Origin of the sequence: Photobacterium sp. GB-72 (genome assembly GCF_003026095.1) — a bacterium.
Classification (GTDB): Bacteria; Pseudomonadota; Gammaproteobacteria; order Enterobacterales; family Vibrionaceae; genus Photobacterium.
On record NZ_PYNV01000003.1, the window covers coordinates 36194 to 49827 of the forward strand.

General features: G+C 37.8%; 9 protein-coding genes. 6 read left to right on the forward strand and 3 right to left on the reverse strand.

The annotated features are described in order from the left end of the window. Positions 1–11 precede the first annotated feature (11 nt). Positions 12–626 (reverse strand): cold shock and DUF1294 domain-containing protein, encoded by a 615-nt coding sequence (locus C9J40_RS05595; RefSeq protein ID WP_107246089.1) that lies wholly within the window; start codon positions 624–626, stop codon positions 12–14. Between the two features lie 27 nt (positions 627–653). Continuing rightward, complete coding sequence (locus tag C9J40_RS05600) at positions 654–1313, reverse strand: site-specific DNA-methyltransferase (protein ID WP_107207607.1); 660 nt, start codon at positions 1311–1313, stop codon at positions 654–656. 179 nt (positions 1314–1492) lie between these two features. Here C9J40_RS05600 and C9J40_RS05605 point away from each other — a divergent pair, with 179 nt between their 5' ends. Both C9J40_RS05605 and C9J40_RS05610 read left to right on the forward strand, forming a co-directional pair. Further along, positions 1493–2338, forward strand: coding sequence for a patatin family protein (locus tag C9J40_RS05605; protein ID WP_107246091.1), 846 nt, complete (start codon positions 1493–1495; stop codon positions 2336–2338). An 80-nt stretch (positions 2339–2418) separates the two neighbouring features. Continuing rightward, positions 2419–2913: a peptidylprolyl isomerase gene (locus C9J40_RS05610; protein ID WP_107207605.1), complete on the forward strand. Its 495-nt coding sequence runs from the start codon at positions 2419–2421 to the stop codon at positions 2911–2913. 84 nt (positions 2914–2997) lie between these two features. Here the strand turns inward: C9J40_RS05610 and C9J40_RS05615 are convergent, their stop codons facing one another. Then, positions 2998–3684: a DNA alkylation repair protein gene (locus C9J40_RS05615; RefSeq protein WP_107246092.1), complete on the reverse strand. Its 687-nt coding sequence runs from the start codon at positions 3682–3684 to the stop codon at positions 2998–3000. Between the two features lie 514 nt (positions 3685–4198). Between C9J40_RS05615 and C9J40_RS05620 the strand changes: the two genes are divergently transcribed. The 4 genes from C9J40_RS05620 (at position 4199) to C9J40_RS05635 (ending at position 13634) form a co-directional block, all read left to right on the forward strand. Then, positions 4199–5629 carry a sodium-dependent transporter gene (locus tag C9J40_RS05620; protein WP_107207603.1) on the forward strand — a complete coding sequence of 477 codons (1431 nt, stop codon included), beginning with the start codon at positions 4199–4201 and terminating at the stop codon, positions 5627–5629. A gap of 310 nt (positions 5630–5939) precedes the next feature. Continuing rightward, the gene (locus C9J40_RS05625; RefSeq protein ID WP_107246094.1) at positions 5940–7793 is read left to right on the forward strand and encodes an ABC transporter ATP-binding protein; all 1854 of its coding nucleotides are present in this window, start codon (positions 5940–5942) and stop codon (positions 7791–7793) included. A 289-nt stretch (positions 7794–8082) separates the two neighbouring features. Next, positions 8083–9684: a response regulator gene (locus C9J40_RS05630; RefSeq protein WP_107246096.1), complete on the forward strand. Its 1602-nt coding sequence runs from the start codon at positions 8083–8085 to the stop codon at positions 9682–9684. A gap of 20 nt (positions 9685–9704) precedes the next feature. Next, positions 9705–13634 carry a transporter substrate-binding domain-containing protein gene (locus tag C9J40_RS05635; RefSeq protein ID WP_107246098.1) on the forward strand — a complete coding sequence of 1310 codons (3930 nt, stop codon included), beginning with the start codon at positions 9705–9707 and terminating at the stop codon, positions 13632–13634.

Genomic DNA, 13634 nt, shown 5'->3' on the forward strand with positions numbered 1-13634 from the left:
CACGCTCTATTTTAAATTAGCTGCAACACTTGTTTAATTAACGTCACCCCTTCTGGGGTAAACGATAGAATAAACGCCGCGCAGTTAAGTATGATCATTGCCCATAATATGGCTTTAAATGGCTGTTTTTGAGATTTATGGCGCAATATCTTTTGTGCCCATAACGCACCAGGCCATCCCCCCACTAAGGCTAATATATGCAAGCTTGCTTCTTTGGTTCGCCATTTATCTAACTCAGCCGCACGTTTATCATGTGCATACACCGCAAAAGTCACAACGCTTAATACTAAATATCCAATCAGTACTTGATAAGGGGTATTAAAAAGCGCCACTGATATCGCAACAAAAGCCAAAAAGATAACACTAAACCACTGTGACTTTGAAAAAGGTGCGGTGTATTTATCTAAACCTGAATGTGCTTTGGTCAATGTCACTGTTGTTGCTGACATGCGCCCTTTTTTATCTTTACTTATACGAAATGTTACGGCCTCATTGATACGAGGACGACACTGTTTATCCGGCAAGGCAGAGACATGAAAAAAAACATCTTGCTCGCCGTTATCTGGTGCAATAAATCCAAAACCTTTTTGTTGATTCCAGCTAATAATCTTTCCCGGTTGGGCCATGTTTGTTCCTAGCTTAAAAAATGTCGTCTATCGCGACGATAGACGTTGTTTTAAATGTTGATGGGCTGAATCAGAGATATCGCTACCCCATGCTTGACGCGCTAACCTATCAGCCGCCACTAATGTTGAACCTGAACCAAAAAACGGATCGGCAATAACATCACCTTCAACACTACTTTGCTCTATTAATATCTCTAATAGTGGGACGGGCTTTTCTGTCGGATAACCGCGATAAACACGCTTACATTCCAATACATCTGGAATCGATAAGTTATTCAGTTTTCGCTTACCTTTTTCGAAAAACAAAATAAATTCATAACGTGCTCGATAATGGTATCCCATCCCTATCGCGACTTTATCCCACACGATGGGTTTCCAAAACTTAAACCCCACCTGCTCTGCAATCGGTTTAATGTGAAACATTGTTTCTTGATCACAGAACAAATAGAAATGACTGTTTGGTTTTAAAACGCGATAGGCTTGCGTCAATAAACTTTCAAATCGTTCATTGGGGAAAATATCAAACCATTGGTTACTCGATCCTTTACTTTGTTTTAATCGCGTTGTTGTTCCCACTGAGCGGTGTTTTTCAAGCGACTCATAAGGTGGATCGGTGATCATCAAGTCAATACTTTGATCGGGCAAAGCTGTTAACCACTCAATCGCATCTTTTTGGAAAATTTGCATCAACAAACCTAATCTAATATGTGGGAGGAGAAACACGCAAAATAATGTCCGTCATAATACGTTAAATAACAAAAAACTCATAAAAATGTGATCTAGAATTAAATGTGTGCATATTCTTAAAGGTAATATCGTCTAATTCCAATATGGAATAATTAAATCACCAAGGATAAGGAACAGTGATGAGTAAACGCGCTTTGGTTGTCGAAGGTGGGGCAATGCGTGGCATTTTTGCCACTGGTGTATTAGATGCTTTTATTGAACGTAGTTACAACCCATTTGATTTTACTATCGGCGTATCAGCAGGCTCTGTAGTACTCATGGGATATCTGTGTGAAAGTTATCAACGTAACTATAAAGTTATTACCGAATACGCACGCAGTAAGGAGTTCATTAATTACAGACGTTTTGTTAAAGGTGGTAACTTAATTGATATTGATTGGTTATGGAACACCAGTATCAGTCATCTTCCTTTAGAGCTACACAAATATGAGAATCGTAATGTCCCACTTTACGCCACAACAACGGTGGTCGATACGGGTGAGCCTAACTACGTTGAAGTAACACGTAACAACTTAAATGAAGTGATGACTGCAACATGCGCCCTACCGATCATTTACCGTCAATTTCCACAAGTTGGCGGTATTGAAATGAGCGATGGCGGTATTGCCGATCCTATCCCAGTGATCGAGGCTTACAATAAGGGCGCACGTGATATCACAGTTATTCTATCTCATGCTCAAGGTTTGTTTGCTAAAAATCGACAAGTGCCATGGTTAACACGTCGCTTATTCCGAACAAATCCCGTGTTTGGGCAAGAGTTTTTAACCAAAGAGTCTCGCTATAATAAGGCATTGTATTTTATTCATAATCCGCCAAAGGATTGCAAAATCACCGCCATTGCACCTGATAAAACGTTTATGATTAAAAGATTAACTAAAGATATCAGTAAATTAGATCAAGGTTATCAACAAGGTAGAGAAGCAGGATTAAGGCTGATCAATAATGACCTTCAATTTAAGCCATGATATTTAATGACTTTTTTACTACAAATAGCATCACTATTACGTATACTGCCCGATTCAATTTACACCACGGTTAGTTTTAGATGATTATTTTTACCACCAATGTTGGCGATATTACGATTGAGCTGAACAAGCAAAAAGCGCCTGTTACGGTTAAGAACTTCTTAAAATATTGCCAAGACGGTTTTTACAACGACACTATTTTTCACCGAGTGATCAAAGGCTTTATGATCCAAGGTGGTGGTTACACTGTGAAAATGAAAGAAAAACCAACCCGCGCCCCCATTGTTAATGAAGCAAACCGTGGTCTGAAAAATGTGATAGGTACTATCGCAATGGCAAGAACAGATGCCCCGCATTCAGCAACGGCTGAGTTTTTTATTAATGTTGCTGACAATGATTTTCTTGATCACACAGCAACAACAAATGCGGGCTGGGGATACACTGTTTTTGGCGAAGTAACGGCTGGAATGGACGTAGTAAACAAAATTTCAAAAGTAAAAACATTATCTGTTCGCGATCATGACGATGTCCCTCGTGATCCGATTGTGATTGAAAAAGTCACTATCATTGAATAGTAAAAAGCCCGTATACGTTTAACTCGCTATGATCGAGTTAGCGTAATACGGGCTTTATCGTTAACTGTAAAGGCTTAAATATCGCTACAAACCTAATGTAAGTTTTCTTGCTTCTCGCCTAGCTTGCGGCGTTAATATACCAATATTCGATATAAGAAAATGATCAACGAAAGGGAAATCGGTTTCACTGTAATTTCGCAATACTAACCCTATCGCTTGCTGCACCTCATAATCACTATCATCGGCTAATAGCAGTACAGTCTCGCACAGTAAGTCGACATTGGTATGCTGTTGGTGATGACAATGCGCCAATAATGACGCTCGTTTCAACCATTTATTATCAGACTCTCGCCATTCAATTAGTTTTGATTCAAATTCGCGATGCCCTAACACAACAGGACTGATTAACTGCTCAACTAAGCGATCAGCAATATCAACCCCATCAACAGTTTCCAGCATTTCTTGATAAGTATGAAAAGCATGTTCATTTCTAAATGCATGGTAATACTCACCAGCATCAAGTGCTAAATAACGCTCTTCACGATAAACACCGGACCATAGCCAAAGCAGTAAGCGACGATAATTTTCTGCATTATCAATTTTTGTATGTGCTCTCGCATCTTTAAAAATTTCACTTCGCTGCTCGGCATTAACCCCATAGCAAGGCTGATTTACCCTAAGTGTTTGTTGCATATTGGCAGCAACCGCTTTATCTGCAACTTTGGCTAAGTGCTGCTGTATATAAATAACCATAGGTATAACAAGTGACATTGGGCGAATCTTTCCTTTTGCACTGTGTAATGACGCTATGACACTACACATTATGGCCAATTGGCTGACTTTTTATTATATAAACGAACCAAATGGAACGCTGTTCGCTTAACTGTTTCATATTCACTCTAAACAATCAATTTATAAAACACTTTATAATCCCAAGCGATTCGAAACCGTTTTATTTTAGGTTATCAATAGCAAACTAGTTATCAGCACAATCTTCCATTTTTTGTATACAGATTAATTGAGCAGCGTGCAAAACTAAAAAGTGTAAACATCTAATAACACTTCTATCTTTTTTACAGAAATTAACTAATTCATTACAATTAATGATTTTCAACCCCGCCAATGCGTGATAAATATGTTAATTATGTAAACTCAATCAGTTTAAATAACTTTTTATTTTATGATTTATAGTCAAAGATTTTCATATTTCTCATAGTGAAAAGGATATTTAAGACTAAATATTTATAACAATTATGACTCACTACAATCATTAACAGGATGTTTTATGGACACATCAACTTCTCCAACCGCTAATCGTGGAAACTGGAGTTCACGAATTGGCTTTGTTATGGCCGCAGCAGGATCTGCTGTTGGTTTAGGAAACATTTGGAAGTTTCCTTATACTGCTGGCGACAATGGTGGCGGCGCGTTTGTTGCTATTTACTTGTTTTTCGTTATTTTCATTGGCTTTAGCGTCATGCTAACTGAATTTGCAGTGGGACGTAAAACAGGTTTGTCTGCCGTTGGCGCATTTAAAACCACCGATCGTCGTTGGACGTTTGTTGGCATCATGGGGGTATTAAGTGGCCTACTTATCATGGGGTTTTACCCTGTTGTTGGTGGTTGGGCCATTGCTTATATCTATAAAATTTCAACCGGATTATTAAGTACGCCAACGGCTATTAACGATAGTTTTGGTAGCTTTATTTCTGATCCTATACAACCGCTTTTCTGGATGGGACTTTACCTTTTATTTAATATTTTTGTCGTTATCCGAGGCGTTTCAGGTGGTATAGAAAAAGCAGGTAAAGTGTTAATGCCACTGCTTTTCATTATCTTAATCATTGTGTCTATCAAAGGCCTTACCTTACCTGGCTCAATGGCGGGCTTAGAGTTTTTATTCAAGCCTGATTTTTCAAAAATTGATAGTTCTGTTGTGCTTGCTGCACTGGGACAGGCGTTCTTCTCACTAAGTTTAGGTATGGGCTGTATGCTGACATACGGCAGTTACTTACGCAGAAAAGAGAATATCGTACAAACCACCGCTATGGTTACGGCGATGGATACGGGGGTAGCATTACTCGCCGGTATCGCTATGTTCCCTGCAATGTTTGCGTTCAGCATGGAACCTTCTGCAGGGCCAGGTTTGGTATTTGTCGTTGTTCCGCAATTGTTTGCTGAAATGGGTGGCATCGGCTTCTTACTTGCAATTTTATTCTTCGTTGCTTTAAGTGTGGCGGCATTAACCTCGTCAGTGTCATTACTGGAAGTGGTCGTTGCCTACTTAATTGACGAGAAAGGTTTTAGCCGTGTGACTGCGGTGATCAGCGCAAGTATTGTGATGGCGCTACTTTGTATTCTTGCTTCGCTATCTATTGGTGGCTTTGGTCCTAAGCTATTCGACACTGGCGCATTTGATGTCTTTGACTTACTTACTGACAAAATCTTCCTTGCTGTTGGTGGTATGTTGGTGTGTCTATTTGCGGGCTGGCGTTTAGATCGAAGTGAGCTAAAAAAAGAAATTACCAATAACGGAAAAGTGTCATTCCCACTGTTCAACCTTTGGTATGTATTGATTAAATATATCATTCCAGTGGCTATCGCTATTGTTGCAATTTCAGGTGTGAAAGCTGGATTTGATAGTGATAAAGGCGACATCATGTTACTAGGTTTAGCGATTATTGCGCTGTGTGGGGTTTTCTCTAAAAAGCTGTAAATCTATTCGCTACAATCATGACAATATAACAATGAAAGGTTTGTCACTAACAATGACAAACCTTTTTTTTCTTATCGGTATACATTTATTACAAATGAAATCTGGCCATACTTGTATATTTTTATAAATTTGTATTCTCGTATTGAGACCCTTCATAATAATTCGTACACTGAGAGCGTTTAAATAATTAACTGCCATGCATACGGTTTTACTGTAATAAGCTCAATCATAAATCATATTTTTCCTCATTTTCTTATGAATGCGCGACTACACAGCTAATAACAAAATGCCAATACTAACTAGGTGAACTATGTTCAAACGCTTCGAAGGTTTCACGAACGCTTTTCCAAAGCAAGAGCCCACACAACCCCCCCAAGGTATTTTTGCATTTTGTCGCTATTACACTCGTGGATTTGAAAAGCCGTTAGCTTGCATGGCGTTACTTAGTGCTATTGTTGCAATTATTGAGGTTGTGCTATTTGGTTTTATGGGTAAGTTAGTCGATTGGCTAGCAGCAAGTGATCCTAAAACATTCTTAGCTGAAAACGGGACAACCTTAATTTGGTTATCCGTGGTCGTGCTTATCGTAATGCCACTATTAGTCTTGATCTCATCATTGCTATCACACCAAACGTTACTGGGTAACTACCCAATGTCCATTCGTTGGCAAGCTCACCGTTATCTGCTCAAACAAAGCCTGTCGTTTTACCAAGATGACTTTGCAGGACGTATTGCAACTAAAGTCATGCAAACTTCTCTTGCAGTAAGAGAAACGGTAATGAAAACGGCTGATGTTTTCGTTTACGTCTCTGTTTACTTTACTTCGATGTTAGTGATCCTTGCTCAAGCGGATTGGCTATTGATGTTACCTATGTTGGCTTGGTTAATCGCTTATATTGGTATTCAAATTCACTTTATTCCTAAGCTAAAGAAGGTCGCAGCAGAGCAAGCTGATGCCCGCTCGACCATGACAGGACGAATTGTTGACAGTTATACCAATATTGCAACAGTCAAACTGTTCTCCCACAGTAAATATGAAACCGATTATGCCGAAAAAGGGATGAAGGGCTTCCTTGCAACGGTTCATCATCAAATGCGCTTGGTTACCGGATTTGATATTTGCGTTCAATTAGCTAACTACTTATTACTTTTTTCTATTTCTGTCCTTTCTATTTACCTGTGGATGCACAGTGCAATTCAAGTGGGTTCGATTGCAATTGCGATTAGTTTAGCGCTGCGTATTAATGGCATGTCGATGTGGATCATGTGGGAAGTGGGTGCGCTATTTGAAAATATGGGTACCGTTGTCGACGGTATGAAAACGCTGTCTAAGCCAGTTGAAATTGAAGATGAGCCTAACGCTAAGCCATTAGCTGTGCAAAATGGTGGCATTGAATTTGATAACGTAAGCTTTAACTATGGCGAAAATAAAGATGTTATCAACCATCTCTCGTTGAATATTAAACCTGGTGAAAAAGTTGGCTTAGTCGGTCGATCTGGCGCAGGCAAATCAACCTTAGTTAACTTGCTATTACGTTTTCATAATTTAGAAGGCGGAAATATTCGCATAGATGGGCAAGACATTGCGAAAGTTACGCAAGATTCATTACGCAGTAAAATTGGCATGGTAACGCAAGATACGTCTTTGCTTCATCGCTCTATTAAAGACAACATTCTTTATGGTGATCCTGAAGCCAGTGAAGAGCAGTTGCTTTCCGCAACTAAACAAGCACATGCCCATGAGTTCATCGAAACATTGACAGACCCGTTTGGTAATATTGGTTACGATGCTCAGGTGGGTGAACGTGGTGTTAAACTCTCAGGAGGACAACGTCAGCGTATTGCTATCTCCCGCGTATTACTGAAAAATGCGCCAATCTTAATCTTAGATGAAGCAACCTCAGCGTTGGATTCTGAAGTGGAAGCGGCGATTCAGGAAAGTTTGGTTGAATTAATGGAAGGCAAAACAGTTATCGCGATTGCCCACCGTTTATCGACTATTGCAGCGATGGATCGTCTTATCGTATTAGATAAAGGCCAGGTTATTGAGCAAGGTACACACCAAGAGCTCATCAATCAGAAAGGTATTTATGCTCAGTTATGGGCACATCAAACTGGTGGCTTCATTGGCGAAGAAAATCATCACCTTGCCACTGAAAGTTAACTATTAACTTAGCCTATGTGTGATTGATGTTAAAAGAGGTCGCTTAGCGACCTCTTTTTTATAATAAGATTATCCGTATTCAATAGCACTGCCCCTTTCATACAACTCTTCCCTTGATTCACGTTGAAACGCCTAACAACAACATTCCTCATGAAGATAACTCACCAAAAAACAAAAGCTTAATTGAGTTACACGTTGTTACATAAGAATATTTGTTGATTATTTAATTAGCTATTATCATCCCGCTCCCTTTACAAATTTTAAATCCATTTTCCTTTTCTGAGCTTATATGGTTAATAGTCAATCAATTCTAATTGTCGATGACAGTGTAATTATTCAGCAAACGACTAAATTAATTCTGTTGAAAGCGAAATTTGAAGCACAACGAATTTATTTTGCATCAAATGCACAAGATGCAATAAAGCTTTGCCAACGCAATGTATTCGATATCATTTTTATTGATTTTAATTTAGGTCTTGGCAGCACAGGCCTTCAGTTACTTGAGCGCCTCCACCACAATCAATTGATCACTCATCATCCTTTGATTTTTATTGTTACTGCAGATGATTCAGAATCAATTTTGATGGGATTTTCTGAATACCAACCTACAGACTATTTAATTAAGCCTTTTCGTTTAGAAACACTGACAACGCGAATAAATCTCCATTTTAATAAGCATAAGTTTGAAGATGCTGTATTTAACACTTACCAATCAAAGGGTTGGTTAGGTGTACAAGAGTTTATTGAAAACTATTCTTATTGTGATAAATATTGGTCGAGTGTAACAGCCTTGGCTAAACGATTATTGCTAAATAAAGTGGCGACAAGTTATAACGATATTGACGTCATGTTAAATAGTTTACTTCAACAAAATGACTATGTGCCTGCTAAATTATTATTAGCGCAATTATGGTTAGAGCAAAATAAATTTGACCAGCTTACTCCGTTGCTTACATCAATTAATTCTTCTAGCCCACAACAACACCTGACACTATTAGATCTTAAAGCTCGCTCTGCATTAAAACAGAACCGTATAAGCATAGGCTATGAATTTTGGTTAGCGGCGCATAAAGTAAGCCGTAATAATCTCTACCGCTTGTTTGGTTTAATATGGATTGAGTTTTGTCTTCAACACGACACTGAGATCGAACGTCATATCAGAGAAGCCTGTTTTTCACTGCGTTTTTCCATTTGGGATAAACCTCAAAACTACGCATTTTTAGTGTGGGTACAGCTACAACAATACAACAAAAAGCACCAGTCGATAGAGAAACTATGGTGCTCTATTAATCAGCAGCAGAAGATCACTAAGCACGATCGCGCCTATATCTATTTATTACAGGCATATCAGGCCGCTGAAAATGATTCTAATTTGATTGCGTATCGTGAATTTATGAATGCATTAAATTATGTAGAGCACCATGAATATAATGAATTACCAAGCGAATTTCTTATTATTGCGCTAAGTACAGCCATTAAGCTTTCAATGCATACTCATATAATTAAATTTGTAAAGCAGTTGACCAACATTTTCAATTTACAACCTAATGAACCACATAATGTCATTAAGCAGATGTGGCTAAAAGCGCAGACGGCTAAAATTAATGAGAGCAAGTGTGCTGAGTATAGTTATACCTTACAGTTGGTAAAACAAAAACAATTTGTGACGGCTGGACAGTTACTTTTTACATTATGGCCGATGTACCGTTTTGATATCACTTTGGCACGCTGCATAGTGGAACTATTTGCTCGTGGACACCTCGATTTATATGTTAGTGAAAAAAATACTGTCAACGAAGCAAGGTGGGTATTTGAGTCACAAGATATTAAACCTGAATGGTATAAAACATTAAAAACGAAACATACCGTACTCAACCAGCGCCTTTACTAAACGTTAATGAGAATTAAGTCATGCGTCACTTTACTTTACTAATAATTTTATTTATTAGCTCATTAACCTGGGCTGATGACAATGTTCAAAAAACAACATTAAAAGTTGGATACCTTTCATTAGATTGGTCACCGTTATCCTCACTCAATAAAAAGCAAGAAGTCGTAGGGCTATTACCTGACTATATGTCAATTATCAGCCATAACGCTGGGTACACTATTGAAAATATTGTTTATGATACGCCGACTGAAATTCTAACAGCATTAGCACGCGATGAGCTTGATGTTGCCATAGGGGTAAGCAACAGTGCAGAAAGAGAAAAGTTTTTTGCATTTAGTGAGCCTCTATTGGCTTTTCCTTACGCAATGCTTAGCTATTCGTCTTCTAATATTCTCTTAAATTTTGATGACAAGATAATCGCCATTGAAGAGAACAGTGTTCTTAGTGGTTTATTACCTCAAGTTAACGAAAGTATTACCACGATTTCAATGACTGATTCAAAAACCGCTCTCAATTCTGTTAAAAGAGGCGTGGCTGACGCTTACATCGGCAATTCAATTCTTTTAAATAAGCTACTGAAAAGCAATGATCCATCGATCCCATTTGAAGTAACAATACTTGAACAATTACCTTTAGAGCAGTTGCATCTTGCAAGTTCAATAAAAAATAGTGCCATTATCAAACAACTCAATAGCACTATCGTTGCCCTATCTAAAACAGAAATAAATTGGCTTCACAATAAATGGCTGACAAGTAATCAAATTGCTCTACTCAAGGATCCGAGTAAGATTAAACTTACTGGCGATGAAAGTCATTTTCTTGAGTCTTTAGCTACGCTAAAAATTGGTTACCAATTTGATGATAATCGTCTAAAAGATGAAGATATTCTATATCTGCAAGTTGAAGATATCGCTCAAAAAATGAGTTCAGGGCTCGGTATTAATTATGAGTTTATCCATATTAATGACTACTCCCAAGCTAAAGCGTTGCTTGCACAAGGGGATATACATATTCTTAGCGCCGTTGCCACGTCATCATTACGGAAAAAAGAACTGCTTTTTAGCATGCCTTATGGGCAAGAAGGCTGGGTTATTGTAAATAAAATATCAAAACGAAATAGCTACGGAATTACACCTAAAAATAGTATTGGTGTTATTAAATCAAGTTTTGTTAAAAACCTTGCTTTAAACTTATACCCAGATAATAAAACTATTAGTTTTGATTCAAGAAATGACATGCTTGCTGCATTGATTAATGATCAAATCGATTATGCTGTTATTTCACTTAGCCAAGCGCATGTGTTGTTACAAAATGAATACCTTGGCCAATTAAAAATTGTCCCTAGCAAGTTGGATAACCACCAACGTTCAATTAATTTTGCAGTAGATAATAACAATCTTCAGCTAAGAAATATCATTAATAAAGTGATAATGACATTGCCACCAGAAGATCTAACGAATAGTTTTAGAAAGTGGCATTCTATAACCATAAAATCTGACGTTAATTACAGCCAAATCATTGGCTGGGCGATCATAGTTACAACAGTAATTTTTAGTATTATTACTGTAATTATCTATTGGAATCGTCGTTTAAGTCGAGAGATCACACAACGGAAAAATGCCGAACAAAAGCTAACTTATCTAACGAATAATTTTGATGGTGTTTTGATTCAACACTTACAATACAGTGCAAACCCATTTGATATTGAATTTTTATTCATTAGCGAAAAAATCAATCTATTCATTGATTGTGATGCATCTAAACTATACGAAGATCCGGCTTTATTAATTGATATTTTGAAACAGCGTGAAGACTTCGAATCTCTTTATTTAACAATGCAACAGGCAGTTTCTATTGGCTATTGGAGTACTAATTTACAAATTCATTCCAACACGCTTAAACCGCGCTGGATAGAACTACGTTGCCAAATATCGGAAGTTGAAAACGGTTGGCAGTGGAATACTATTATTCTAGATATTTCGCAAACCAAAGAACAACAAGTAGCACTAATGGAAGCTAACGAGAAATCACTGGCTGCGACTGAATCTAAATCACGCTTCTTGGCCATGATGAGCCACGAGATCCGCACGCCAATCAGCGGAATTCTAAGTTTATTAGAGCTAATGGAACCACATGCGAAAACTAATGAATTACGACAAATTCATCATAATTTATCACAATCAGGGCGTAACTTGCTCAACATTGTCAATGATGTATTAGATTTTTCGAAAATTGAAGCTGGTAAGCTCAGTATTAACCCAAGTGAAAATAATATTTCGGATCTTATTCATGAATTAGTACAGCCCCACTCTATTCATGCACAGCAAAAAGAAATTACATTCACCTTGTGGCTCGATCCTTCCATAGCACACTGTTTACTGTTTGATGAAGTACGTTTAACGCAAATTCTTAATAATCTTATTAACAATGCGATTAAGTTTACCGTGCAAGGAAACATTCATCTGGCTGTTGATATGCTCCAAGAATCAGCATCAGAACAAAAGCTGACATTCTCTATCACTGATACGGGGATTGGTATTAAACCTAAAGATTTAGAGCGTTTATTTCAACCATTTGTTCAAGTTGAGCAAAACAGTAACCGTCGCTTTAGTGGTACAGGGCTAGGTTTATCCATTTGCCACCAATTAGCCCAACTAATGGGTGGTGAAATTGTCGCGAAAAGTGACATTAATGTTGGCACTACATTTAGTGTTACGATCCCCTTCACTGTTGTTGAAAAGAAATCAGTCAAGCCGTTACATAAACATTGTGGCTTTTTGGGCGATATTGACGAGCAGTTTTTAGAGTTATATTTACAATCATGGCATTGCTCATACACAAAAATTGCAATTGCAAATAAAGCTAAATTACCAGCATTCATTCTAACGAATAAAATCAATACGATTATCGTGAAAGACACATGGCTTACTGATCACAATATTGATGCAGCATGGTTTAAGGCTAATTTACCGTCAATAAACGTTATTACAATTAGCTCTCCGAGCCATTTTTTCACTCAAAGCACCTCGGAAGGTTATATCATTTCTTGTAATCCATTATTGCCGAATCTGTTCTATCAAGCGCTAGCAAAACAGACCTGTAAAAATACCCTATACCCTGATATAACCACCACAGAAAAGCGTGTATACACCTATGAGCAGGCTGTTGCAAAAGGGCGTTACATTCTGGTTGCAGAAGATCACCCTATTAACCAGCAGATCCTTAAACAACAACTAGAGCAACTTAACTATGCCGTTGATATTGTCGATAACGGTCAAAAAGCACTAGATGCATTAAGCAAGAATTCATATGATCTATTACTAACAGATTGCCATATGCCAGAGCTTGATGGTTTTGAGCTGGTTAAAGCCATTCGTAAACAAGAACAGATAAAAGCTGCTAAGCCTCTTCCTGTATTGGCGTTAACAGCAGATGCGCTATCTAACGAACAATTTTTTAAAGAGATTGGATTTGATGCGTATTTAATTAAGCCAATAACATTAGATGAATTAAATACCGTATTAAACCAATGGCTACCGAGTAGAAATTGTGACAATGTCACGTCAACATATGAGCACCTCGTCCCTAATACGTTAACGGATAGTGAAAGCACAACGGATTTAGTTAATATTAACGAGCTTATTGATATCTTCGGTGATAGTGAAACAGCCTATACATTGCTCGATCAGTATCTTGCATCATGTATTAAAGACCAGCATGAATTGAATATGGCTATTAACGAAAATAATATTGAATTAGTAGGCTTAATTATTCATCGAATTAAAGGTGCAGCTCGCGTCATGACGTTCCACCAGCTTGATGCACTTTGCATCGATGTGGAAAAGGATATTCAACAGCATAGAATAGAGACTTTACAGCACCATTATGAATCATTAATAGCTTTAGTTGGTCAACTCACTCAACAAATCGATAATTTAAAAGGTAACTAA

Bases quoted from the DNA above. Each gene is read 5' to 3' on its own strand.
- C9J40_RS05595 (WP_107246089.1), bottom strand. From the start codon at position 626: ATGGCCCAACCGGGAAAGATTATTAGCTGGAATCAACAAAAAGGTTTT.
- C9J40_RS05600 (WP_107207607.1), bottom strand. From the start codon at position 1,313: ATGCAAATTTTCCAAAAAGATGCGATTGAGTGGTTAACAGCTTTGCCC.
- C9J40_RS05605 (WP_107246091.1), top strand. From the start codon at position 1,493: ATGAGTAAACGCGCTTTGGTTGTCGAAGGTGGGGCAATGCGTGGCATT.
- C9J40_RS05610 (WP_107207605.1), top strand. From the start codon at position 2,419: ATGATTATTTTTACCACCAATGTTGGCGATATTACGATTGAGCTGAAC.
- C9J40_RS05615 (WP_107246092.1), bottom strand. From the start codon at position 3,684: ATGTCACTTGTTATACCTATGGTTATTTATATACAGCAGCACTTAGCC.
- C9J40_RS05620 (WP_107207603.1), top strand. From the start codon at position 4,199: ATGGACACATCAACTTCTCCAACCGCTAATCGTGGAAACTGGAGTTCA.
- C9J40_RS05625 (WP_107246094.1), top strand. From the start codon at position 5,940: ATGTTCAAACGCTTCGAAGGTTTCACGAACGCTTTTCCAAAGCAAGAG.
- C9J40_RS05630 (WP_107246096.1), top strand. From the start codon at position 8,083: ATGGTTAATAGTCAATCAATTCTAATTGTCGATGACAGTGTAATTATT.
- C9J40_RS05635 (WP_107246098.1), top strand. From the start codon at position 9,705: ATGCGTCACTTTACTTTACTAATAATTTTATTTATTAGCTCATTAACC.